Raw genomic sequence first — 24,010 nt, 5'->3', positions numbered from 1 at the left:
CAGGAGGTGCCTCAGGATTCGGCATCGACACCCGCGAGCATTGCCTCTCCCAATACGATTTTCCCGCTGTCCTTGAGTGCCTGACCTGCACCACGGATGTCTCTCGCTTCCTTGTTCTGACCCAGCTTGAATTTACCGACCAGGCGAGTGATCTCGATCTCTACCCCAACGATCGCTTTGAGCATCGAGGCGATGTAGTCCTTCGGGGCGTCCGTCATTTTCCATGGCTCGGGCTGGGACGACTCGTGGGTTCGGGTCAGGAGCGCCACCAACCCACGGACATAGCGCTCATCATCGTGAAGGGTGATCCTCCCATGGGCGTGCACCACCTTGTAGTTCCAGGTCGGAACCTGCTTATGGGTTTCGTGCTTGCTCGGGTACCAGGTGGGCGAGATGTAAGCCTCGGCGCCGCGAAAAACCACCAAGACTTCGTCGCCATTTTTAACGTCTTGCCAGACCGGATTGGAGCGCGCGACGTGCGCCTGAAGAACACCGAATTGCCCCTGCGCAGCCTTCAACTCGAAAGGAATGTGGTTGGCATCCAGTCCGCTTTCACCGTTGGTAAACAAAATGCCCAGTGGGTGCTGGACGATCAGTTCATGAAGGGCTTCGGCGCGAGGCTCATCAAAATGGGCAGGTACGTACATATCAACTCCTTCAATCGTTCAAGGGTGGGGACAGCGCGCCAGTGGTGAGGTGGCCTTCGTGTGAATTGTGTTGATGAACTGGCCCATGGTATAGAGCCAATATCCAACATAATCACTGAGCCAGAATTGATGGCACGTAAAGCCAACGTTGTTGAAATTCCATCGCTGGGCACGCTGGATCGAACCGCCGGTCAATTGGGACGACAACTTGCTCAAGCGCTTAGGTCCGCGATCCGCAGGGGCGACCTCAAGCCTGGTGAGCTGCTGCCATCGACGCGCATTCTCGGCAAATCGCTGACGATTGCCCGAGGCACCGTTATCGAGGCCTTTGAGCAGTTGATTGCCGAGGGCTTCCTGGAATCCCAAGGCAGAGCAGGTACACGGGTGGCCCGCTCCCTGGCAGACGCGTCGCCAACCACCCGGCAGGAGCAAGGCCGGCCAACCGAAGCCAGGTCGTGGACGCCCTCTTCCCGAATCGAACGGTTCGCTCAGGTGGCCCAGCAATTTAGAGCGGCTGCGCAGATTCCGTTCTCGGTCTCGGTGCCGATTGGCAAAGCGGCGCCTGACGATATCTGGCGTCGCCTTGGCAATCGCATCAGGGCGCGAGGGGCTGGAGCGCCCTCGGGATACGGCGATCCACAAGGTGCGCTTGAGTTACGGGAAGCGGTAGCGGATTACGTGCGCAAGTCACGCTCTGTGCGCTGTGAAGCGAGCCAGGTCATCATTACATCCGGCACGCAACAGGGCCTGTATCTCGCCTGTCAGGTGCTGCTCGATGTGGGAGATTTTGCGTGGGTGGAGGATCCGGCGTACCGGGGTATCACCGGGATTCTGGAAAGCGCGGGCCATAGCGATCAAATGATCCGCGTCCCGGTTGATGCCGAGGGTCTGAATGTTGAAAGCGGCATAGCGCAATGCCCCCAGGCACGAGCAGCCTTCGTGACCTCGTCACATCAATATCCACTCGGCATGCCAATGAGCATGGCCAGGCGCGATGCCTTGCTGGCATGGGCCCGGACGTCTGATGCCTGGATCGTCGAGGACGATTACGACAGTGAACTGCGTTACGCCGGCCACCCTTTTCCATCCTTGCAAGGGCTGGACCCCGACCGGGTTATCTACCTGGGGACGTTCAGCAAAATACTGTTCCCCTCGTTACGACTCGGCTACGCAATCGTTCCGCCTTATCTGGTGCAAGCCTTCTGCGGTGCGCGGGTCCTGATGGATCGACATCCTGCCAATGCCGATCAGCACGTGCTCGCAGCATTCATCGCAGAAGGACATCTGGATCGGCACATCCGGCGAATTCGCGGCGTATACGCAGACATCCACAGGCAAATCATCGAGGCGGTTGCCAGGCTGATTCCTCGCGAACTTGCATGGCTGGAACCGAGCGATCAGGGTATGCATCTGGTGCTTTGGCTGGCGGAAGTTATCGACGATCAGTGGGTCGCCGCCAAAGCTTCCGAAGCTCAGGTATCGGTACGTGCCGTGTCGCCGATGTATGCCGGTGGCAATGGCCGTTCGGGATTGATTCTGGGCTTGGGCGGTTTCAGTGCCGAAGACATTGAATCCGCCACCAGGCGCCTTGCGCAGGTCATCACGTTGGCCGCGAACCCGTCGGCCGCAGGATCATGCCAATTGCCATAAAACATTTTTAAAACAATTAGCTGGACAACCTTAATAACTTATTGGACAGAAGGCTATATTTTTGACTAGTGACATTTGACAGGTCACCTTGAGTGATCAATACCTAACAGGGTCGACACCTGACAAAGGCGACGATCCAGTGGATGAATATCCATTGTCGACTGCATTGTAATTAAGGCTTACGAACGAAAGTACTTATTCTTATAGGGCCGAAGGTTCGGACCGTGCGGTAGCTTTGGCCATCGCAAAGTACCGGCGTCATTTCGTGCCCGAAGGCGATATCATGCACAGCGTTAAGTAAGGTTTACACATTCCAATTTGCAATCACTTTGAAATCACTTTACCGTTTCCCGGGCGTTACATGCTTCATCATTGATACACCGTTTTAGAAGCTTAACACTTTCGCGACTTCCACAACCTCATTGCGTTCACTGGAAGGATAACGGCATCGCTGATACGCAACAGGCATGCTTAAACCAACGTTACGGAGCTTGCCAGTATGCTGACGACTACCCAAGCCTCTAACTGGTATCTTTTGCAGTGCAAGCCACGTCAGGACGAACGGGCGAAAATCAATTTATTGCGGCAAAACTATGTCATATTTTGCCCGCAAACCGTTAGCCAACGCAGGATACATGGTAGCCCCCATCAATCCCTTGAGCCGCTCTTCCCGGGGTACCTTTTCATTCAGTTAGGCCGTGACGACAATTGGGCGCCTTTGCGCTCTACCCGTGGCGTCAGCCGAATCGTCGATTTTAATCACGGACCGGCAATGGTCCCCGACGATGTCATCGAACACTTGCAAGAGCGGTGCTATAAACCACCGGAAATTCTTGCACCTCACTCGTTCAAGCCCGGCGAAAAACTGCAAATAACCCGAGGGCCGCTGTCGACACTCGAAGGTATTTTCCTGACCATGTTAGGTGACGAGCGAGTGATGATCCTGCTTCACTTTCTAAATAGAGAACAGCCGGTTCGTATTCCACTGACTGATATTGAGCGAGCACACCTCCTTCTATAAGCTCTTATTCAACTTGCTTCAACAACGAACTTAAGCACACTCACCCAACTTTAAACTCAAACAAAGTTTTATGCCTTTTTTATTTCATGGATTGTTTCCAGGCGCGTGATTACTCACACTTACGGTCTCTATTCACATGAAGCAATCACTGACATCAGCCGATATTACATCGCGCACATTCGGCCCTGTTTTTCCGGTCTATAGTCATTGGATTCATCCCCAAGGAGCAATGATATGACCCTTAAGACCCATGGCCCCTTCGCACTGATAGTGATCTCTCTATATCCCGGAGCGGCCTGGAGTCTCGACCCCCAGGCCATTAACATCTACGGATTCGACTTCACACCCACGTTGTTATTTTCAGAGAGCTACGATGACAACTTCCGGGAGCTGGATCGGGGACGTCAGTCTTCCATGGTGACCAAGGTGGCGCCCTCTTTCGAACTCAAGGCCGAAGATCGAAACAGTGCCACGCGACTTATCTGGCAGCCTACCCGCTACATTTATCATGATCATCCGGACGCCTCGAATACGGCACAACGTGTGCGGCTCGACAGCATCATGGAGTTCACCGACCGCCATCGCCTGAAACTTGAAGGGGAAGCGCGTAAATACGAGCGCACGACATCGACTGCTGTCGATGGCATCAATGACAAGATTCGCACTAATCGCGTCAATGGTCTCTATACCTACGGCGCCAAGAGCGCTGCCAATCAGATCGATCTGGGCGCAAGTTACGCTCAACTTCGTTACGACAACTCCGACGGCATCAATAAAGACAAAGAGCGCAATACCACCGGCCTGACCACCACCTGGTACCACCGTATAGGCAGTAATACCCGCGGCTTGCTGGAGTACGACCATACCGTCTTCGACTACCTGCTCTCCGACAGCCGTCTCAACAGCACATCCAATGCGGTCCTGGCCGGTGCCGAGTGGGACTTCACCGCACGCACCACCGGCAAAGTACGCCTTGGTTATGAGCGTAAGAACTTTGATGACAGCAGTGTCAAAGACCTCAGTAACCCGACCTGGCAGGTGGACCTGCGATGGAAACCACGAACCTACTCGACCTTTTCGTTCGTTGCTCGCCAGGCGCTGGCCGAGGGCGACGACGGTGCTGACGCCGTCAAGACCAGCTCTGCCCTGTTCGGCTGGCGTCATGGCTGGACCGAACGGATCACAACGGTGGCCGAAGCAGGGCTGGCCCGCTATGAGTACGAGGGGCAGAACCGCACCGACAACCTTCGCGACTACAACTTCGCCGTGGAATACCAGATGCGCCGCTGGCTGGATATCGAATTGGGCTATCGCCACCGCAACGACAATTCCGACGCCGACAACCATAGTTTTGAACGCAACATCTTCCTGCTCAGCTTCAACGTAAGTCTCTAAGAGGTCCCCCCATGAACTCGCGAATGCTTGCCTTGTTGTTCGTGCCGTGGCTGTTGCCCGTGACTTTTGCAGCGGACACCGGCGCCCAGTACAAACTGGCGGCCGGCGATGTATTGCGCATCACCGTATTCGGAGAACGGGATTTAAGCTTCGACAAAATCCGCCTCAATGACGCCGGTACATTTTCCTATCCGTTCCTGGGTGAGATCTCCGCCAAGGGGCTCACCCCCAATCAGGTGGAAAAGATCATCGTCGACGGGCTCAAGCAAGGTTACCTGGTCGACCCCAAGGTCAGCCTCAACCTGATCGTCTACCGCTCGTTCTACATCAATGGCGAAGTACAAAAGCCCGGCAGCTATCCATACGAGCCCGGGCTGACACTGGAAAAAGCCATTGCACTGGGCGGTGGCCTGACCGAACGGGCCTCGATCAAGCGAGTGACCATCGTGCGCGGCGATGGCTCACCACCATTGACCGATACGGTCACGCGCAGCACCGCCATCGCTCCCGGTGACACCATCTCCATTGCACAAGGCTTTTTCTAAATCATGGATAACAGCCCAAGCATCTACGTTGAACGTCCGCTCCAGGCGCATCTGCCTCAGCACCAGCAGCATGGCGAGGAGAAGGACACCATTGACCTGCTCAAATTCTGGAGGGTGATCTGGCGTGCTCATTGGAAAATCGCTGGGTTGGTGCTGCTTGCCTGTGCGCTTGCGATGGCCATTCTGTCATTCATTCCCGCGCAGTACATCGGCAGCGCCACCCTGCTGATCAAAGAAAAAACGCCACCACTGCTGACCTTCCAGCAAGTCACGGACTCAAGCTCCGGTACCGTCGATTACTTGCAGACGCAATTGGCGCTTCTGCAATCGCGGGACTTGGCCGAACGCGCCGTCAAAAAGCTCAACCTCACCACTAACCCGGTGACCGATCCCCGCCAGCAGCCGCAGTCATGGTTTACGCCACGCGAATGGTTGGCAAACCTTGATCTTGGCCAGTGGTGGCCGGCACTGGACTTTTTGATACCCCAACAGGTAACGCCCACTGAAACCGACATTTTCAATGAGGTCACGCAGAACCTCATGAAGCGCACCGACGTCAAATTCGTCGGCAAGAGCCAACTGCTCAACATAGAGGTGTTGCTGCCCGACCCTGACCTGGCGGCCGCAACCGCCAATGCGATTGCCCAAGGCTTCATTGATAGCCAGTTCGACAATAGCCTGAAGTCCTCGCAGACCAACGCCAGTTGGATGAATTCACGCCTGGTCGAATTGCGCAATAACCTGCGCATTGCCGAAGACAAGCTTCAGGCTTATCGGGAAGAACAAGGCCTGGTCGATGTCGGCGGTGTCGCCACCATCAGCGCCAACGAACTGGAAATGACCGGCAACCGCATGATCGATGCCCGCCGTAACCTGGCGGAAGCCGAGAGCCGGTACCGTCAGGTCCAGGCCCTGAGCAATGGCGATCTGAGCAGACTCTCCAGTGTGCCCGCCGTCTTGAGCAACGCTTTGGTGCAGAAATTCCAGGCACAACAGGCCAAGGCTCAAGCCAAGGTCGAAGAATTGTCCGGGCGTTACGGTCCAAAACATCCGACCCTGATCGCCGCCCTCGCCGAGTTGCGTACGGCCACCGACAGTTTGCGTCTACAGGTTCGACAGGTGGTTGCCAGCATCGAACAGGATTACCAGCTAGCCAAGGCCAGTGAAAGCTCACTGCATAAATCATTCAACAGCAACAAGACGCAGATACAGGATATCTCGCGCAAGGAGTTCCAGCTGCGTGAGTTACAGCGAGAAGTCGACAGCAGTCGCGCGTTGTATGAGACCTTCATCACTCGCTTGAAGGAAACTGCGGCCACCTCAGACATGGATTCCACCAAAGCGCGTATCGTCGACCCAGCGATTGTGCCTTTGGAACCGAGCAAACCCCGTAAAACACTGATCATGGTGATTGTCGCCATCGCGGCCGCGCTGATCGGCATGGCGCTGGCATTAATATCCGAAGCCCGGAACAAAACCTTCAAGACCGACGAAGCGGTCGAAAGCATGCTTAATATCCCCCTGCTCAGTGTGGTGCCGCTGGTCACGAAGAGAAGCCGCCGGCAACTGGCGCGATTGTTCGACGACAACGAGCATCCGCGTTTTTGCGAGACCATTCGCAACTTGCGCACCTGGCTGATGTTGCACAGTGGAGAAAAGCCGTCGCAGGTAGTGCTCGTTGCCTCGACCATGGCCGATGAAGGTAAAAGCACCATTGCCAACAACCTGGCTTACTCGCTTGCATTGCTGGAGCGGGTCCTGTTGATCGATGCCGACATGCGCCGATCCAGCCTTTCGCTCAATTTCGATTTTCCGGCAGACAGCCCGGGGCTGGCCAATGTCCTGGCGGGTACCGCCCGACTCGAAGACTGTATCCGGACTGTCGGCAATCTAGACATGTTGCCGGCCGGCAAGCTTGCGCCCCCGCCGCTTGATCTACTTAGCTCGCCGTGCCTGGCGCCCCTGCTCGAAGCGCTGAAGTCGCGTTACCAGCGCATCATCATCGACTCCCCGCCTGCGCAAATGGTCAGCGACGCGCTATTGCTGGCCAAGCATTCGGACGCGGTGATCTACGTGATCAAAGCCGAAAGCACACCGGTCAGCCAGGTGCAGAAATGCCTCGCCATTCTGCAACAGAGCCACGCGCCGGTGTTCGGTGTAGTGCTCAATCAGGTTGACCTGCGCAAGGCGCGCAAGCAGGGCTACAGCCATAGCGATACGTTCCAGAACTACGACTATCTGACCCGGTAAACCCTTGCGCCTGTCTCTTGAGTAGCTTCTTTCCAACAACCACCAAAAACTGCTTCATCCCAGTCGATCGATACCAGCGTGCGGGAACGAGGGCGTGCAGAATTCGACGCCGATGTCCAACCCATGCCTGGAGGTTGAGCCGATGACATCGCTATATACCGCTCAAATGATGCACCGGCGAGGTCTGACTTTCTGGGGCCAATGGGTGTGTGCGCTCAGCCTGGTCAACCTGCTATTGATATTGCTGGTGCATTGGAGGATCGGCAGCCTGACCAGTGAATACCGCATCCTGATGGTTCTCACTGTGCTCGGCTCGATTCCGATCTACAGCGTCATGCAGGTTTACCACAAGCGTCATGAGTGGTTGTCGGGGCTCGGTCGTTTGCTGGCGGCCTGGCTGATTCTGCTGGCCGTTCTGATCAGCATCGCCTTTGTCACCCAGACCAGCGCGATTTTTTCGCGTCAAGTGATCATCGTCTGGACCGTATTGGGTTACCTGATCCAGGCTGCGAGCTTCCTGCCCTTGCATTACCTGGCTCGATTGCACTCGCGCAAGCTCTGTAACGAACGCCGCGCGGTAATCATCGGTACTTGCCCGACCGCATGCCGGCTTGCAAGGAAACTGTCCAGACCGAACCGCGTACCCGTACTGGGGTTTATCGCGACCGCCGAACATACCGGCCCGGCACCGAGCATTTTGCCGCTGCTGGGCCGCATCGACGAGATTCGCGAGATCATCACCCACCTACACGTACGCCGGGTCTACATCGTCCTGCCGTTGGCGCAGGCAGCCATCATTGAAGCCCTGTACATCGACCTTCTGGACATGAATGTCGACGTGGTCTGGATTCCTGATTTCGGCAGCATGGTGCTGCTCAATCAATCGATCTCGGAAATAGAGCGAATGCCGGCCATCTACCTCAATGAAAGCCTCATCAGTTCGCACCCCGGCAGCCTGCTCTGCAAAGAGCTGTTCGAACGTAGCCTGGCCGCCGTGGCCATTATTGTGCTCAGCCCCTTGCTGCTGATCGTGGCGGCAGCGGTCAAGCTCTCTTCGCCCGGCCCGGTGTTGTTCAAACAAGATCGTTACGGCTGTAACGCCGAGGTGATCAAGGTCTGGAAGTTCCGCTCGATGCATGTGCATGACGACAGCGAAGTGCGCCAAGCCTCTCGCGAAGATGAACGCATCACCCCGCTCGGGCGCTTTTTGCGCCGTAGTTCGATCGATGAGCTACCGCAGCTTTTCAACGTGCTGTTCGGTGAAATGGCCCTTGTCGGCCCGCGACCGCACGCGGTCACTCACAATATTTACTACACCGGCAAAGTACGCGCCTACATGGCCCGTCATCGCCTCAAGCCGGGAATCACCGGCTTGGCCCAGATCACCGGGCATCGCGGTGAAACCCAGACGCTGGAAAAAATGCAGCAGCGCGTCGCCCAGGACCTCAGCTACATCAACCAATGGTCGCTGTGGCTGGACATCAAGATTCTCGTCAAGACCCCTTTCACGTTGTTCTCAAAGGACATTTATTAAGGAGTCAGCCATGATAGATCTGGAACTGATCGGGCATTTCGCACCGAACCTGCTGGACGCCAACAAAGCATTTTCCTTCATTAACTTTGCGTCCATCGGCAGTCTGTTCGATCGGAGTCCGACGTCCATCGCCTATTTTTGCGATGGAATGTTGATGTCTACCTTCATGTCGCGCATCACCGGCCGGACGATCGGTCGGGTCAGCTTCGACTTCACGTCCATCGCCGACGCTGTCTTCAGTTGCGCCGAGAAACAAGGCAAGCGCATCTATTTTGTCGGTGCCAGGCAAACCGAACTGGACCTGTTCATCAACAAGATCAAGGGGCGCTACCCGGCGTTGCTTATCGCCGGTCATCACAACGGCTATTTCGATGCACCGCAGGCCGCGTGTATTCAAGCGGACATCTGCCGCAGTGAAGCCAACATCCTGATCGTCGGTCTGGGCGCCGGGCTTCAAGAGCAGTTCGAACAGGATGCCCTGCGTGCCGGCTTCAACGGTGTGGCATTCACCTGTGGCGGTTTCATACGCCAAGAGGCGACGGCCACACACCATTACTACCCTGAGCTGATCAACCGTCTGCATCTGCGCGCGTTCTATCGGATGTACCGCGAACCCCACACCATCAAGCGCTACCTGGTCGATTACCCGACCAATTTTGTTCATCTGCTGGCGATGATCGTCCGGCGCCAAGTGACGATCCATATCACTTATCCCTGAGCGCCAACCATGCATATCCTGTTCATCCTCAAGGACTTCAAGCCCGATGGCGGCCTGGAGCGTGTCCAGCAGCGCCTGGCCCGGCAGTTTCTCAAGGATGGCCAGCGGGTCAGTTACTTCGTCATGAACGGCGATACCGCGGACGACGAAGAAGCGGCCACCTTCAATGGTGGCGGCAATGGATTCGTCGGTCTGCTCAAGTCGATCGGTGTGCTGCGTCGCCTTATCCATCGTGAGCGTGTGACCCACCTTATCGCCGCCAAGGAACAGGCCAACCTCTGCACCTGGTTTGCCACCCTGGGTCGCTCATGCAAGGTCATCTACGCCCGTCACGCGGCACTGGATTGCGGCGAACAGAAAATCGGCCTCACTACCCTGCGCCTGCTCTATGGGTTGTACCTCTGCGGCAACGATCAGGTGGTGGCGGTATCCAAAGGCCTGCATCAGGCCCTCGCCGATCTGGTGCCCTGGGGTCGCCAGCGTATCCGCTATTGCCCCAATGCGGTGGTCACCGAACAACTGCTCAGCGCCGCGCAGACGCCCCTGCTCAGAGGGTTGCCGACCGAGTTCTGGTTGGCAGTGGGCCGGCTGGTGGAACCGAAGGGCTTCCATTTGCTGCTCGATGCCTATGCCATGGCCTTGAGCAGCGCCGCGCTGCCGGATCTGGTGATCATTGGCGATGGTCCGCAACTCGCCGCGCTGACATTGCAGGCAAACCACCTGGGCATCGAGGACCGTGTGCATTTCACTGGTTTCCTGAGCAATCCCTACCCATTGATCAGGCATGCACGACTGCTGATCCTGAGTTCCTTTCATGAAGGCTTGCCGACCGTCCTGATCGAGGCCCTGGCGCTGGGTACGCCCGTGCTGGCCTGCGACTGCGAGACCGGGCCCAGGGAGCTGCTTGATAACGGCCGACTCGGCCAACTGGTCAAGGTCAATGATGTACCGGCACTGGCCGAAGGAATGCTGCGCAGCCTGGCCTCACAAGACCAGGCTGCGCCAAACGCACAAGTGGCCGCTGATGCAGTCCGCCAGTACACCAGTCAATACGCCGCGCAGGCGTATTACCAGGTATGGAATCAATGAAAAAATTGCTGATTATTCTGCAGGACTTGGGTGGAGGCGGTGCCGAAAAAATGATGGCGCGCCTCGCTGGAGCGCTGACTGACGCTGGCAATGACGTGACTTTACTGATGCTCACTGGCACCGGCGTGAACTCGGCGCACCTCGACCCACGGGTAAAACAGGTCGAGTTGCACAGCGCGCGCAGCTCCAGGGCCGTGCCGGCGCTGGCACGCTTTCTTCGCCACAATCGCTTCGACGCGTTACTGGCCGCCCTCACCCACGTCAACGTCGTGGCCATCGCTGCCGCCGCGCTGTCAGGTACGCTGGCGCGCCTGCATGTCAGCGAGCGCAACGCGTTTTCCCATGACAAATATGTCAACCCTGCGTTGAAGGTGCGCACAGCGTATCTGCTGGCACCATTGCTGTATCGACTGATCCCTAATCCGGTGATCTGCGTCTCGCGCGGCGTCGCCCAGGATCTGATCGACACCACCATAACCCGCCCCCAGGATGTCACCATCGCCGACAATCCGGTGCTCGACAACGATTTTCGCGACAAGGCACCGGCGCGTCCAAACCACCGCTGGCTGCAGGAAAAGTCCACCCCGGTGATTGTCGCCGTGGGCCGCCTGGCGCGACAAAAAGGCTTTGACGTATTGATCGACGCCTTCGCCCGACTGCCCGATCCCAGTGCCCGATTGATCATTTTCGGCGAAGGCGCGCTCAGGGCCCAATTGCTCGAACAAGCGGTCGCTGTGGGCGTGGCCGACCGGTTAGATTTACCAGGCTATACCAGTGATCCGATGGCAGAAGTGGCGGCGGCCGATTGTTTTGTACTGTCGTCGCGTTTCGAGGGCAGCCCCAACGCACTGGTCGAGGCCATGGCCACTGGCACTCCGGTGGTATCGACTCACTGCCCCTATGGACCGCAAGAGATTCTCGGTAATGGCGCGATCGCTCCGCTGGTGGCCGTCGACGACCCTGACGCGCTGGCGCAGGCCATCACGATGCAGCTGACGTTGCCGCGTGATGTAAATCGCCAGGCCCGCATCGATGCCGCCGCCCGTTTCGTGAGCGCTTGCGCGGCGAAAACTTATCTCGATGCGCTACTCGGGAGGCAGTCGTGATGAACACACTGGAACTCAGGTACAGCACGCTGCGCAACGCCTTCACGCTGTTCGGTGTGCTGTTCTACATCCAGGTGATCGGATTTTTTTCCGGGCTGGCGGATACGTCAAATCTGGACTTGGCCGAAAAAGACCTCGAAGGCAACGCGGTCAATCAGATTTGCGGTCTGATCACCCTGCTGGTACCGCTGTTCTTCTTCATCCGCAACAAGGTCTTCCTCAGCAAAAGCTTTTACAGGAACAACGCCTTCCTGCTGGTGTTCATGCTCTGCCTGGCGGTATCGATCAGTTGGTCCTACGACCCGATGTTAAGTTTCAAACGTTTTGTGGCGCTGATCAGCGTGGTCTTCTTTGCGGGTTTCATCGCCTACAACTACAGCCTCGAGAAAATCGCCTTCATGCTCGGCTGTCTCATCGGCGCCGCTACGTTGTTCGGCTTGATACTGGCGCTTGTCAGGCCCGATGTCGCCTTCATTAACGGCGGTGTTCGCGAGGGTGCATTCAAAGGGATTTTCCCGGATAAAAATGCTGGCGCACGGATCAACGCGATCGCCATTTTGCTACTGCTGCCGATGATCCGTCAGGGCAATCCCCGAGCCATCATCTGCTCGTTGTTCTCGCTGATCGCGATTGCACTGGCCCAATCCGCCACCGCCACAGCACTGATTGTTGCCGGCACCGTGAGCTACTGGTACTTCCTCACGCTGATCCGTTTGCACATCAACCGTTCATGGCCCGCATTCCTCGGCACGACGATCGTCTATTTGCTGATCTGTTTCTTTCTCTACGGCAACTACACGCTGCTGCTGGAGCTGACCGGTCGCGATCCATCACTCACCGACCGCACGTTGATCTGGGACCTGCTCACACCGCTGATCGACGCCGAATTCCTCAAGGGTTACGGCTTCGGCGCCTTCTGGTCCAGCCCCAGCGCCGAGGTCTTTATCAGCCGCTGGGGTTACATCGGTAATGCCCACAACGGCTACATCGAAACCTTGCTGAACGGCGGTATCGTTCAGTTGATGGCGCTGGTCCTCATGCTGATCGAGGCACTGCTAAAACACTATCGGGCCGTGATGGCGGACCAGTCGGCACGGTTTCATGTCAGCGCGATGGTCATCGTCGGATCATTCATGCTCACCAACTATGTAGCGTATGTCGTGCCCAACTACCGCTCGGCGGAGTTTCTGGTGTTCTGCGTCCTGGCCCTGTCCTTTCGGCATCACCACGCGAAATACCCCGTGTTGTCAGCAGCAACCCTGCGTCAGCGTCCGTCCGGCGAGGCATTGCCGCGCGATTCAGCCAAGGCGTAACGAAAGGAGAAATAACCATGCCAGACCAAGCCCACCCTTCACCCAATACCGTGTGCGTCATAATCGCGATGTACAACGGCGCCGACAGCATTGAGCAAACACTGGCGTCCGTGGCCGGGCAAACGCGACTGCCCGATCACGTCATCGTCATCGACGATGGCTCCACCGATGATGGCCCCCAACGGGTCAGGGACTTCAAGGCGCCGTTTCGCCTGACGCTGTTGCATCAAGCCAACGAAGGCCAGGCCAGCGCCCGCAACCACGGACTGCAGCACACTGAAGAGACTCTTGTGGCGTTTCTCGATGCCGATGACAGATGGTATCCGCGAAAGCTGGAGCAACAAGTGGCACTGTTTGAAGAACTGGATCGTCAGGGACGGCCGGTGGGGCTGATAGATTGCTACGTGCATAACGACTACAGCGACGGCAGGCGAATACTGGAAGACCGGCAAAAAAACGGTAGGCATTTCGACGATTTCATCCGCGCCAACGTCCTCAATGGCGTGTCCTCCGCGATGGTCAGACGCGACGTGATCATGCAACTCGGCGGCTTCAATGCCAGCCTGCGTTACTCCGAAGACCGCTTCATGTGGACCCGGATCGCCGAACACTGGGAGGTCCATACGGTGCCAGAGGTGCTGCTGCAGCGCATGGTCAACAGCGCCAACATGACCGCGCAACCGACAAGGTACTACCCGCACAAGATCAGGTTCATCGAAGAGTACCTCGCCCACTTTGGCCCGCAGCTCAGCAAGCAGCAACGGATCGATTTCGCGCTGGGCAGCCTCTCCGACTTTCTCGAGCTGTTTTCCCGCAGAGGAGAGCATGCCCAAGTGATCGGTGTGTACCGGCGAATGCTGGAGTATTCCTGGCAAGCGCTGATCTTCAGGAACGGCAAACCGACATTGCGCTTCCTCTACGCATGCGTCCAATCATTGCGCAAGGCACCTGCGTCCACCACCGCTCATTGAGCCGGTATCCGCCATGGCCAATCATCGTCTGGTTAAATTGATCTGGATTTTCACCGAGAAATTCGGCCTGATTTTCCTGTCGATGATTACCTTTGTCGCGTATGCCAGGCTGCTGTCGCCCACAGAGTTGGGTGTGGGCACGGTCATCATTGCCGTCGTCGAGTTGATCGGGATGATTTATTCCTCGGTTCTGGAAGACCCGCTGGTACGACTCGAACGACTGGAAGACAAACACATCGCCACAGCCTTCTGGGCGTCGGTACTCGTCAGCCTGCTGTCCATCGTCGTCATCTCGGGCGCGGTAACGCTGTACACACCCGACCCGGTGCTGCGATGGATGACGGCGGTGGCCTCGGTGAAAATCCTGTTCACCATGATGGCGCGGGTCTATGTGGCGCAAATGCGCCGTAGCGGCAACTTCAGGATGTTGGCGTCGCGCACGTTACTGGGCAAAGTATGTGGTGGCGTGGGTGGCATCGCTGTCGCGCTTTGGGGGTTGGGGGCCTGGGCGGTCATTGCCCAGGTACTGATCATGGAGTTCGTGTCCATTGTCGTATTGATGCGTGCAGACCCGCGCCGCATTGCCTTTAGCATTGACGGCCCGCTCCTGCGCGAACTGTTGAAGGCCGGTGCACCGGTTGCCATCAACGCGCTGAGTTCGCAAACGCTACAGCGCGGGGTCACCGTCATCCTGGGCATGACGGCCGGTAGCAACGCGGTGGGCATGTTCAACATGGCGATGCGCATCATCGATCTGCCGCGCACGGCGATCTATCACGGCCTGATCAGCTATGCGCTGCCGGTGTTTGCCCGGCGCAGCGCCGATCCCTCGCGGTTGCGCGCGATCATCAGCGATTCGACCGCCGTCAGCGGCTTCCTGCTGACGCCCCTGTTCATCGGCATCGCACTCACGGCGCATGACCTGATCCTGTTGATCTTCGGCGCCAAATGGACCGAGGCCATTCCCCTGCTGCAAGTGCTTGCGGGCACGGCAGCCATCGGCAATACCGCCATGTACGCCACAACCGCACTGGTCGCGGTCAATTGCAGCCACCTGACCATCAAGGCCGAAGTGGCAACCACCGTACTGGCACTGGCGCTGGTCTATAGCTTCGGCAGCCTTTATGGCGGCATGGCCGCCGCCCTCGCCCTGCTAGCCCGGATGGCGATCATCACGCCACTGCAAATCCGTGGGTTGAACCGCGCAATCGGCTATGACTGGCGGCTGTTTTTCGAAACCAACTATCGCAGCGTGGTTGCCTCGTTGGTCATGGCTGCGATCGTCCTGATGGTTTCTTTCCGATTGAGTGTTCAAGGCTACCTGCACCTGTTCTGCAGCATCGTGGTTGGCGCGCTGAGCTATGCCGTGGCGTACAGCGTGATGCATCCGCGCTGGCTGCAAGAATTCAAATCGGTTTTCACCACCCGCTGAGAGGACGCACCCGACAACCTTTCTCCTACCCGGACCACATTCTCCTGACTCGCGCAATTTCCTTGTGACAGGAACGCCTCATCATGCACAAAACCACGTTGATTACCGGCGGGGCCGGATACATCGGCTCGCATACCACCCTGACCCTGATTGACGCCGGTCAACAGGTGCTGGTCCTCGATAACTTGTGTAACAGCTGCCGCGAATCGCTCGCGCGCCTGGAGTATCTGACTCGCAAGCGAGTCGACTTCATTGAAGGTGATATCCGCGATAACCACCTGCTCGATGAAATCTTCAGCCGCTACGACATCGATGCCGTGGTGCACTTTGCCGGTCTCAAATCCGTGGAGGAAAGCATTCGAAAGCCGCTCGACTATTACGCCAACAATGTCATTGGTACGCTCAATCTTTGCCATGCGATGGCCCGATTCGAGGTCTTCAAACTGGTGTTCAGCTCATCGGCCACGGTGTATGGCATTCCCCGACAGATACCGCTCATTGAAGATCTGGGCACAGGCAAACCGATCAATCCCTATGGTCGTACCAAGCTGCTGATCGAAGAGTTGCTCACCGACTTGTGCCTGTCCGATCCGCAGTGGAGCATTGCGGTGCTGCGCTACTTCAACCCGATTGGTGCTCACGATAGCGGGCTGATCGGGGAAAACCCTAATGGCAAGCCCAACAATCTGCTGCCTTGCCTGACACGAGTCGCGATGAGGCAAATGCCCGAACTCACCGTATACGGCAGCGACTATCCCACTGTCGACGGAACGTGCGTGCGCGATTACGTCCATGTGGTCGACCTTGCCGAAGGCCATCTCAAAGCGTTGCGGGCGTTGCAAAACAGAAACGGTATCCACGTCTGGAACCTGGGAACAGGCATTGGCCACAGCGTGCTGCAAATCATCCGCAGCTTCGAGGACATTACCGGTATTACCATCCCGTTCCGGTTCGCGCCGCGCCGTGTCGGCGATATCCCCGAATGTTGGGCCGACCCCACCAAGGCGGGGCGTGATCTGGGCTGGTACGCACAGCGCGACCTGATGCAGATGATCATCGACACCTGGCGATGGCAAATGTGTAATCCGCACGGATACCGCTCCCAACCCGGATTGGCCGCATCGATTGTGTTAAAGCAATGGGTATGAGCAGGTACATCCTTTTGGCAGCCCTGGTATCGGTTGTGTGCTACGCGTCGGGGGGCACTCCCCCGCCGCTGGCCAACGGCCTGGTGCTGTGGCTCGACGCTGCCGATGCTTCAAAAATGACCTTCGATGCCCAGAACCACCTCCTGCGGTGGCACGACAAGTCCGGCAAATCCAATGACGTTACCGTAGACGATGCCGCAGGCGCCGCACTTCCGCTGCGTGTGAAGGACGCCATGAATGGCCATTCGGTGGTGCGTTTGAGTGGCTCGTCGGCGTTCCTTGGCAAGACAATTCGTGCCGCAAAAGGCCCCATGACCTTATTGATCGTGTCACGCAGACTGAACGGGCAAAGCGGCGGCGAGACCTGGCAGCGGCTGTTCAGCTCGCGCCCGTGGATCGCTGAAAATGACAACGTGGCACCAAATTTCGCGATCAGCGTGCAACAGCCCACCGCCTACGATCCAACCCTGTTTGTTCTGGAACTCAACGACGTGCCTATAGGCCCGTTTGCGGTGGGGCGCAATGTGGTCGGTAGCACTGAAGACTTGCGTGGCGACATCGCGGAAGTGTTGGTGTACGACCGTCACCTGGCCTCTCTGGAGGAACGGCAGCGCGTGTTTCAGTATCTGGCGCAAAAGTGGTCCGTCGCTATCCCCAAGGCCGCCAATTCCTGGACCCGTATCGGCCCCCTGGACGCTGTACCGCAGCGGATCAATGCCGAACTGCCGTTGTCCGATCAGGCCAATGTCGGCCAATGGAGGGTGGACAGCCAATTTTCCGACGACTTCAACGGTGCGACCCTTAACACCAGTCGCTGGCACGTCAACAATGCCACGGGCACCGAATCGCTCGGGCGTAAACCGGCGCTGTTCACGCCGAACAATGCCTACCTGAGTGATGGCAATCTCAACATCGTTTTCCGCAAGGAAAACGTGCCGCAAAAGTACGTTCGGCTGGGTTACCAAGGCTATAGCTCGGCGATGGTCCGCACGATCGAGCGCAGTTTTTACGGCTACTACGAAGCCCGCGCCAAACCCATGGAATCGGCGGGCTCCAGCGCCTTCTGGCTAGCGTGGACGGGGCTTGCCGACAATGCCACGGAGATCGACATATTCGAGATCGGCGGCAAGACCAAGGGCGCTGCCTTCGACCGTCTATACAACATGAACGCCCATGTCTGGGCCACGCCACAAAGCACCGCCCACCTCAGCGACGGCAGCAGCTGGATCGCCCCGTGGCGCCTGGCCAGCGACTTTCATGTCTACGGTTTTGACTGGCAACCCGACACCTTGCGCTGGTACGTAGACGGCGTCCTGGTGCGAGAGGCCAAGAACACCCACTGGTTCTTCCCGATGCAAATCAACTTTGACAGCGAGGCCATGTGGAATTGGTTCGGCGTTGTCGACGACGCCGATCTGCCCTCCACTTTCAGCGTGGACTACCTCAAGGTGTGGCGGCGCGGTCGATAGCCGGGTCTTGATCCAGCGTCTTTGAATTTGATCCTTCCCCTTCCATCCTTGCTCAGCGGCAGATTCACTACATCAGCCATCGGATTCGGCCAAGGGATGAAGCCGATGGTTATTCGTGTTGCTCAGCGGACAAACGCCATCGGGCAGCACATGGGTGCCGGTCAGGCGTTTCGCCGCTACAATGCGCACCTTGACCGTGACAAGCCAGACTAAAAAAACATGTCCCTACCCAAGCATCACCTGGAATTGCTCAGCCCCGCCCGCGACGTGGCCATCGCCCGCGAGGCCATCCTGCATGGCGCCGACGCGGTGTACATCGGCGGCCCGAGCTTCGGCGCCCGCCACAACGCCTGTAACGAGGTGAGCGATATCGCCCAATTGGTGGAATTCGCCCGTCGCTATCACGCGCGGGTGTTCACCACCATCAACACAATTCTGCATGACAATGAGCTGGAGCCGGCGCGCAAGCTGATCCACCAGTTGTATGACGCCGGCGTCGATGCGCTGATCGTCCAGGATCTGGGCGTGATGGAGCTGGACATTCCGCCGATCGAGCTGCACGCCAGCACCCAGACCGACATCCGCACCCTGGCGCGGGCGAAGTTCCTCGATCAGGCTGGTTTCTCGCAACTGGTACTGGCCCGCGAGCTGAACCTCCAGGAGATCCGCGCCATTGCCGACGAGACCGACGCGGCCATCGAGTTTTTCATCCATGGCGCGCTGTGCGTGGCGTTCTCCGGCCAGTGCAACATCTCCCATGCGCAGACCGGTCGCAGTGCCAACCGTGGCGACTGCTCCCAGGCCTGCCGCCTGCCCTACACCCTCAAGGATGAAAAAGGCGGTGTGATCGCCTACGAAAAACACCTGCTGTCGATGAAGGACAACAACCAGAGCGCCAACATCCGCGCGCTGGTGGAAGCCGGTGTACGCTCGTTCAAGATCGAGGGGCGCTACAAGGACATGGGCTATGTGAAGAACATCACCGCCTACTATCGCCAGCGCCTGGACGACGTCCTCGAAGACCGTCCGGACCTGGCTCGCGCTTCCAGCGGCCGCACCGCGCACTTCTTCCTGCCCGATCCGGACAAGACTTTCCATCGTGGCAGCACCGACTACTTCGTCAGCGAGCGCAAGATCGACATCGGCGCCTTCGACTCGCCGACCTTCACCGGCCTGCCGGTGGGCGTGGTGGAGAAAGTCGGCAAGCGCGACCTGCTGGTGGTCACCCACGAACCGCTGTCCAACGGCGACGGCCTCAATGTGCTGGTCAAGCGCGAGGTGGTGGGCTGGCGTACCAACATCGCCGAACCGAAAGGCGAGTTCGAAGAAGACGGTGAAAAGCGCTACCGCTACCGTGTCGAGCCCAACGAAATGCCAAAGGGGCTGCACCAGTTGCGGCCGAATCACCCGCTGAGCCGCAACCTCGACCACAACTGGCAGCAAGCCCTGCTCAAGACCTCCGCCGAGCGCCGGGTGGGTCTGGCCTGGGTCGCTCGCCTGCGTGAGGATCGCCTCGAGCTGACCGTCACCAGCGAGGAAGGTGTCAGCGCCAATGTCGCCCTGGACGGTCCATTCGGCCTGGCCAACAAGCCGGAACAGGCCCTGGAGCAACTGCACGACTTGCTCGGCCAATTGGGCACCACGCAGTACCATGCCACGGATATCAAGCTGGATGCACCGCAGGCGTATTTCATCCCGAACTCGCAGCTCAAGGCCTTGCGCCGCGAAGTCATCGAAGCGCTGACCGCGGCCCGCATCGAAGCCCACCCACGGGGTGGTCGCAAGGCCGAGACCAATCCGCCACCGGTGTACCCGGAGTCCCACCTGTCGTTCCTGGCCAACGTCTACAACCAGAAAGCCCGCGACTTCTATCACCGGCACGGCGTCAAGCTGATCGACGCGGCCTATGAGGCTCACGAGGAGACCGGCGAGGTGCCGGTGATGATCACCAAGCACTGCCTGCGCTTCTCCTTCAACCTCTGCCCCAAGCAGGCCAAGGGCGTCACCGGCGTGCGCACCAAGGTCGCGCCGATGCAGCTGGTGCACGGTGACGAAGTGCTGACACTGAAGTTCGACTGCAAGCCTTGCGAGATGCACGTGATCGGCAAGATGAAGGGGCACATCCTTGGTCTGCCGCAACCGGGCAGCGTGCAGCAGGTTGTCGGGCACATCAGCCCTGAAGACCTGCTCAAGACCATCCCTCGCGCGCCCCACTGAGTGACGGGCGAGCGCGCCGCCACGGCGTCGCGCTCGCTGTGTTCGGAGGGATATTTAACCGACACAAAAAAACGCCAGGCCGAATCGGCACTGGCGTTTCTCGTAAACACGACCATCCAGGACTCGCGCAATACCGCCGACTGAGTCATGACTGAATAAGTGTAAGGAAAATGGCAGGGGCGGCTGGATTCGAACCAACGCATGGCAGGATCAAAACCTGCTGCCTTACCGCTTGGCGACGCCCCTGTAGCTGTTGCGACGAGTGCCTGGCACTCTCTTTCTGAATGTGCAGCTTGCGAGCAATATCGAGCTGCTGCGTCCCTACGCTGCAAGCCCCGTAAGGGCCTCTGCAAGAACGCGCGGAAATTTATCAACTTTCGCTGCATCTGGGAAGCCCAAAAACAAACTAATTTGTTTTAAAACAGAGATTTACTGTTGATCCAGGCTATTCGGGATATCCGGAGGGTGCCATGGCAGCCGTTACCGATACGCTGAAGCTGTTTCTCACCGGCGATGTCATGACCGCCCGAGGCATCGACGCAGTGCTGCCGCATCCTGGCGATCCACGGCTTTACGAAGACTACGTCAAGAAAGCCGGCGATTACGTCCGGTTGGCAGAACGACACAATGGCCCGATTCCCCGCCCGGTCGATTTCACCTATATCTGGGGCATTGCGCTGGATGAGTTCGAACTTCGCCAGCCACACGTACGCATCATCAACCTGGAAACAGCGGTGTCCCGCCGCGGACGACCGGAGCCAAAGGGCATCAATTACCGCATGAGCCCGGAGAACTTCCCGGCCATCAGTGCCGCCGACATCGATTGCTGCGTGCTGGCCAACAACCATGTGTTGGACTGGGGCGTGCCTGGCCTGGCCGATACGCTGGCCACCCTGGCGAACAACGACATGTGCAGTGCCGGCGCCGGGCTCAACCGACAATCTGCCGAAGCGCCCGCCGTGCTGCCGTTGTCTGGCGGACAGCGCTTGCTGGTGTTTGGCTTCGGCGCTCCCGACAGCGGCATTCCACCGCGGTGGGCCGCCACGGATAGCCGCGCGGGCGTCGCGCGGCTGGAAGATCTGTCGATGCAAAGCCTGCGCCCTGTGGCCGAACGAATTCTCAAGTACAAAAATCCGGGGGATCGGGTGGTGGCCTCCATTCATTGGGGCGGCAACTGGGGGTTCGAGATCCCGCAGGAGCAGGTCCGGTTCGCCCATGCCCTGATCGATGAGGCCGGAGTTGACGTGGTGCATGGCCATTCCTCGCACCACGTCAAAGGCATCGAGGTGTACCGCGAGCGCCTGATTCTCTATGGCTGCGGGGATCTGCTGAACGATTACGAAGGCATCGAGGGCCACGCAGATTATCGCGGCGACCTGGGGCTTCTGTACTTTGTCTCGCTGGCCCCGGACGGACGCCTGCAGACGCTGGAGCTGATACCCACTCGCCTGCAGCGCTTTCGCCTCTGTCACGCCGAAGGGGATGACCGTCAATGGCTGCAAGACACCCTTTCTCGCGAGTGCAAACGCTTGGGCAGCAGCCTCCAGACGGGCGCGCAAAATGCCTTCGAGTTGCGTTGGTAGGCTTTTTCATTTCTGCGTCGCTTTTGCATTTCTGTGCGACAGATCGCACTTCAGGTACTCCCGTACTACTCCCTCTTGGTGTTAGTTTGGAAAAGTTTCTGACTAATCAATCAGATATTTCCTACCAACCACCTGCAAAGGAATGCCCCCAGCAATGGACTTTTCACTTAAGCAACTGGCCGCGACAACCCTGATGCTGGCCAGCCTTTCGTCGTTCACCACCTCAGCGCACGCCAACATTACCCCGCAACAGAGCGCGACCATCCTCAAGACCTTCAGCGATGCATCGGTAACGGATTTCAGGCAGTTCCTGGAACGCCTGGCCAAGAGCGAGCTTGCCAAAACCGCCGACCTCGGCCCGGCAATCAGTGCTTTCCAGGGCAACAAGCCCCTTTCCGCTGAACAACAGAACGAGATTCATCGCCTGCTTGGCCTCTATGCGCGGGTGAAGTACGGCAACGCTGCTACCGAGACCTTGCGCGAACTGGTGGCCATCCCGACCTTCCGCGTGGACGGCGTGGCCCAACACGACAACCCTGAATTCATCAAGATCGGCGACAAGCTCAAGGGCCTGGCCCAGGCCTTCAACCTGAACTTTCGCAATATCGACAACCGAGTCTATGAAATATCCCTCGAAGGGGCTGGCGACGAAATCGTGGGCATTCACGCACATGCCGATGTGGTGCCCGTGACGCCGGAGAACTGGGTCTTGAAAGACGGCACCCGCCTCGACCCGTTCAAGGTCACCCTGGTCGGCGACCGTATGTATGGCCGAGGCACCGAGGATGACAAAAACGGCATCGTGGTCGCGCTCTACGCCATGAAGATCATCAAGGAAGAGAAGCTGCCGCTGGCTCGCCATTTCAAGCTGCTGGTAGACACCACCGAGGAAACCACCGGCGACGCCATCCCCTATTACTTCGAACACAACCCGACACCCAACTACAACCTGGCGCTGGATGGCGGCTACCCGGTGGTGATTGCCGAGAAAGGCTACGGCACCGTCATGGCGAACTTTGCCCTGCGGAGCGCTCAGGGCAAGGGCGCCGAAATCACCTCAATGACCGGCGGCCTGGCAACCAACCAGATTCCGTCAACGTCGGTCGCCACCCTTGTAACTGACAAGCCCGCCGAACTGGCCGCCAGCCTGCAGAAGGCAGGTAGCGATTATGCCAAGCGCAATGGCGGCAACTTCGAGGTGACCGCCAAGGTCGTCGGCAAGGACGTCAAGCTCACGGTCACCGGTGTTTCTGCCCACTCCTCCGAGCCCGAGTCAGGCATCAACCCGGTGGCACGGATGCTGGGCTTCATCAACAGCCTCGACGGCAAGGTCGCGCTCAAGCACAACCACATTACCGACGCCGCCCGTTATGCCGTCGACAACTGGGGACTGGACTACCTGGGCGGCAAGTTGGGGGTCGGTTTTTCCGATGCCTTCATGGGGCCGCTGACCACCTCCCTGACCTATGTCGGGATGGATGAAAAAGCCTTCAAGCTTGCGGTCAACCTGCGCGTGCCGAAGGGCAAGTCCCCGGAAGCGCTCAAGGCTGAAATCGCCGAAAAGCTGGGTGCCTGGAGCAAGAAGACTCACATTGCAGTGGCTTTCGACTACAAGATCGCCGAGCCGATGTACCGCAACCCCGAAGGTGAATGGGTCAAGGCGCTCTTGGCGGTGGCCAGCGAGAACCTTGGCATGGAACACAAGTTCGGTACCTCAGCCGGCGCCACTTCGGTCCATGAGCTGCCCAACGGCGTGCAGTTCGGCTTGGCCAGGCCCGAGCTCAAGTACACCGGCCACAACGACAACGAGTTCAAGACCGTCGACCAGTTCCTGCTGGACCTGCAGATCGTGACCGAGATGATGGGTCGCATCGGGCAGTTGCCGACACTCTGATCCCCCTTCCGGACCCGTCATACTGGCG

18 protein-coding genes and 1 tRNA gene are annotated in these 24,010 nt (G+C 58.2%); 17 read left to right on the top strand and 2 right to left on the bottom strand.

Annotated elements, in window-relative coordinates; all coding sequences use genetic code 11:
* Positions 1 to 11 precede the first annotated feature (11 nt).
* The gene (locus PGR6_RS12840) at positions 12 to 647 is read right to left on the bottom strand and encodes an FMN-binding negative transcriptional regulator (protein ID WP_064617497.1); all 636 of its coding nucleotides are present in this window, start codon (positions 645 to 647) and stop codon (positions 12 to 14) included.
* Positions 648 to 776: 129 nt separating this feature from the next.
* Here PGR6_RS12840 and pdxR point away from each other — a divergent pair, with 129 nt between their 5' ends.
* The 15 genes from pdxR (at position 777) to PGR6_RS12765 (ending at position 20,505) form a co-directional block, all read left to right on the top strand.
* Complete coding sequence (gene pdxR / locus PGR6_RS12835) at positions 777 to 2,297, top strand: MocR-like pyridoxine biosynthesis transcription factor PdxR (RefSeq protein ID WP_064617495.1); 1,521 nt, start codon at positions 777 to 779, stop codon at positions 2,295 to 2,297.
* 499 nt (positions 2,298 to 2,796) lie between these two features.
* Entirely contained in the window at positions 2,797 to 3,318 is a 522-nt protein-coding gene (gene rfaH / locus PGR6_RS12830) for a transcription/translation regulatory transformer protein RfaH (RefSeq protein WP_082920850.1), read from the top strand.
* Positions 3,319 to 3,552: 234 nt separating this feature from the next.
* Positions 3,553 to 4,713 carry an outer membrane beta-barrel protein gene (locus PGR6_RS12825; protein WP_026286627.1) on the top strand — a complete coding sequence of 387 codons (1,161 nt, stop codon included), beginning with the start codon at positions 3,553 to 3,555 and terminating at the stop codon, positions 4,711 to 4,713.
* A gap of 11 nt (positions 4,714 to 4,724) precedes the next feature.
* Positions 4,725 to 5,258, top strand: coding sequence for a polysaccharide biosynthesis/export family protein (locus PGR6_RS12820; protein WP_026286626.1), 534 nt, complete (start codon positions 4,725 to 4,727; stop codon positions 5,256 to 5,258).
* 3 nt (positions 5,259 to 5,261) lie between these two features.
* Entirely contained in the window at positions 5,262 to 7,508 is a 2,247-nt protein-coding gene (locus PGR6_RS12815) for a GumC family protein (RefSeq protein WP_064617493.1), read from the top strand.
* 142 nt (positions 7,509 to 7,650) lie between these two features.
* A complete protein-coding gene (locus PGR6_RS12810) occupies positions 7,651 to 9,042 on the top strand; it encodes an undecaprenyl-phosphate glucose phosphotransferase (RefSeq protein ID WP_064617491.1) in 1,392 nt (463 codons plus the stop codon).
* Between the two features lie 10 nt (positions 9,043 to 9,052).
* On the top strand, positions 9,053 to 9,760 hold the full coding sequence (locus tag PGR6_RS12805; protein ID WP_018928897.1) for a WecB/TagA/CpsF family glycosyltransferase: 708 nt from the start codon (positions 9,053 to 9,055) through the stop codon (positions 9,758 to 9,760).
* Positions 9,761 to 9,769: 9 nt separating this feature from the next.
* The gene (locus tag PGR6_RS12800) at positions 9,770 to 10,849 is read left to right on the top strand and encodes a glycosyltransferase (protein WP_018928896.1); all 1,080 of its coding nucleotides are present in this window, start codon (positions 9,770 to 9,772) and stop codon (positions 10,847 to 10,849) included.
* The gene (locus PGR6_RS12795) at positions 10,846 to 11,955 is read left to right on the top strand and encodes a glycosyltransferase (RefSeq protein ID WP_064617489.1); all 1,110 of its coding nucleotides are present in this window, start codon (positions 10,846 to 10,848) and stop codon (positions 11,953 to 11,955) included. The genes PGR6_RS12800 and PGR6_RS12795 overlap by 4 nt, the downstream gene beginning before the upstream one ends.
* Positions 11,955 to 13,268 carry an O-antigen ligase family protein gene (locus PGR6_RS12790; protein ID WP_064617487.1) on the top strand — a complete coding sequence of 438 codons (1,314 nt, stop codon included), beginning with the start codon at positions 11,955 to 11,957 and terminating at the stop codon, positions 13,266 to 13,268. Before PGR6_RS12795 ends, PGR6_RS12790 begins: the two co-directional genes overlap by 1 nt.
* Before the next feature lie 17 nt (positions 13,269 to 13,285).
* Positions 13,286 to 14,239: a glycosyltransferase family 2 protein gene (locus tag PGR6_RS12785; RefSeq protein WP_064617485.1), complete on the top strand. Its 954-nt coding sequence runs from the start codon at positions 13,286 to 13,288 to the stop codon at positions 14,237 to 14,239.
* A 13-nt stretch (positions 14,240 to 14,252) separates the two neighbouring features.
* Positions 14,253 to 15,671, top strand: coding sequence for an oligosaccharide flippase family protein (locus tag PGR6_RS12780; protein ID WP_064617483.1), 1,419 nt, complete (start codon positions 14,253 to 14,255; stop codon positions 15,669 to 15,671).
* A gap of 83 nt (positions 15,672 to 15,754) precedes the next feature.
* Positions 15,755 to 16,819, top strand: a complete 1,065-nt coding sequence (gene galE / locus PGR6_RS12775; RefSeq protein WP_064617481.1) for a UDP-glucose 4-epimerase GalE — start codon at positions 15,755 to 15,757, stop codon at positions 16,817 to 16,819.
* Complete coding sequence (locus PGR6_RS12770; RefSeq protein WP_082920849.1) at positions 16,816 to 18,288, top strand: family 16 glycosylhydrolase; 1,473 nt, start codon at positions 16,816 to 16,818, stop codon at positions 18,286 to 18,288. The genes galE and PGR6_RS12770 overlap by 4 nt, the downstream gene beginning before the upstream one ends.
* Before the next feature lie 219 nt (positions 18,289 to 18,507).
* Positions 18,508 to 20,505, top strand: a complete 1,998-nt coding sequence (locus tag PGR6_RS12765) for a peptidase U32 family protein (protein WP_064617477.1) — start codon at positions 18,508 to 18,510, stop codon at positions 20,503 to 20,505.
* 171 nt (positions 20,506 to 20,676) lie between these two features.
* Here the strand turns inward: PGR6_RS12765 and PGR6_RS12760 are convergent.
* Positions 20,677 to 20,751: transfer RNA gene (locus tag PGR6_RS12760), tRNA-Gln, on the bottom strand.
* 224 nt (positions 20,752 to 20,975) lie between these two features.
* On the opposite strand from PGR6_RS12760, the gene PGR6_RS12755 reads away from it, so the two are divergent.
* Positions 20,976 to 22,088: a CapA family protein gene (locus PGR6_RS12755; protein ID WP_064617474.1), complete on the top strand. Its 1,113-nt coding sequence runs from the start codon at positions 20,976 to 20,978 to the stop codon at positions 22,086 to 22,088.
* Between the two features lie 154 nt (positions 22,089 to 22,242).
* Entirely contained in the window at positions 22,243 to 23,982 is a 1,740-nt protein-coding gene (locus tag PGR6_RS12750) for a dipeptidase (RefSeq protein WP_064617471.1), read from the top strand.
* Positions 23,983 to 24,010: the final 28 nt, after the last annotated feature.

Source organism: Pseudomonas sp. GR 6-02 (genome assembly GCF_001655615.1).
In the GTDB taxonomy this organism is placed as follows: Bacteria; Pseudomonadota; Gammaproteobacteria; order Pseudomonadales; family Pseudomonadaceae; genus Aquipseudomonas.
The sequence above is the reverse complement of the archived record's forward strand: the minus strand, read 5'-3'. Positions and strand labels throughout refer to the sequence as shown.

What these genes read in the sequence shown, in the direction of transcription:
- PGR6_RS12840 (WP_064617497.1), bottom strand. Translation starts at nt 647, where the DNA reads ATGTACGTACCTGCCCATTTTGATGAGCCTCGCGCCGAAGCCCTTCAT.
- pdxR (WP_064617495.1), top strand. Translation starts at nt 777, where the DNA reads ATGGCACGTAAAGCCAACGTTGTTGAAATTCCATCGCTGGGCACGCTG.
- rfaH (WP_082920850.1), top strand. Translation starts at nt 2,797, where the DNA reads ATGCTGACGACTACCCAAGCCTCTAACTGGTATCTTTTGCAGTGCAAG.
- PGR6_RS12825 (WP_026286627.1), top strand. Translation starts at nt 3,553, where the DNA reads ATGACCCTTAAGACCCATGGCCCCTTCGCACTGATAGTGATCTCTCTA.
- PGR6_RS12820 (WP_026286626.1), top strand. Translation starts at nt 4,725, where the DNA reads ATGAACTCGCGAATGCTTGCCTTGTTGTTCGTGCCGTGGCTGTTGCCC.
- PGR6_RS12815 (WP_064617493.1), top strand. Translation starts at nt 5,262, where the DNA reads ATGGATAACAGCCCAAGCATCTACGTTGAACGTCCGCTCCAGGCGCAT.
- PGR6_RS12810 (WP_064617491.1), top strand. Translation starts at nt 7,651, where the DNA reads ATGACATCGCTATATACCGCTCAAATGATGCACCGGCGAGGTCTGACT.
- PGR6_RS12805 (WP_018928897.1), top strand. Translation starts at nt 9,053, where the DNA reads ATGATAGATCTGGAACTGATCGGGCATTTCGCACCGAACCTGCTGGAC.
- PGR6_RS12800 (WP_018928896.1), top strand. Translation starts at nt 9,770, where the DNA reads ATGCATATCCTGTTCATCCTCAAGGACTTCAAGCCCGATGGCGGCCTG.
- PGR6_RS12795 (WP_064617489.1), top strand. Translation starts at nt 10,846, where the DNA reads ATGAAAAAATTGCTGATTATTCTGCAGGACTTGGGTGGAGGCGGTGCC.
- PGR6_RS12790 (WP_064617487.1), top strand. Translation starts at nt 11,955, where the DNA reads ATGAACACACTGGAACTCAGGTACAGCACGCTGCGCAACGCCTTCACG.
- PGR6_RS12785 (WP_064617485.1), top strand. Translation starts at nt 13,286, where the DNA reads ATGCCAGACCAAGCCCACCCTTCACCCAATACCGTGTGCGTCATAATC.
- PGR6_RS12780 (WP_064617483.1), top strand. Translation starts at nt 14,253, where the DNA reads ATGGCCAATCATCGTCTGGTTAAATTGATCTGGATTTTCACCGAGAAA.
- galE (WP_064617481.1), top strand. Translation starts at nt 15,755, where the DNA reads ATGCACAAAACCACGTTGATTACCGGCGGGGCCGGATACATCGGCTCG.
- PGR6_RS12770 (WP_082920849.1), top strand. Translation starts at nt 16,816, where the DNA reads ATGAGCAGGTACATCCTTTTGGCAGCCCTGGTATCGGTTGTGTGCTAC.
- PGR6_RS12765 (WP_064617477.1), top strand. Translation starts at nt 18,508, where the DNA reads ATGTCCCTACCCAAGCATCACCTGGAATTGCTCAGCCCCGCCCGCGAC.
- PGR6_RS12755 (WP_064617474.1), top strand. Translation starts at nt 20,976, where the DNA reads ATGGCAGCCGTTACCGATACGCTGAAGCTGTTTCTCACCGGCGATGTC.
- PGR6_RS12750 (WP_064617471.1), top strand. Translation starts at nt 22,243, where the DNA reads ATGGACTTTTCACTTAAGCAACTGGCCGCGACAACCCTGATGCTGGCC.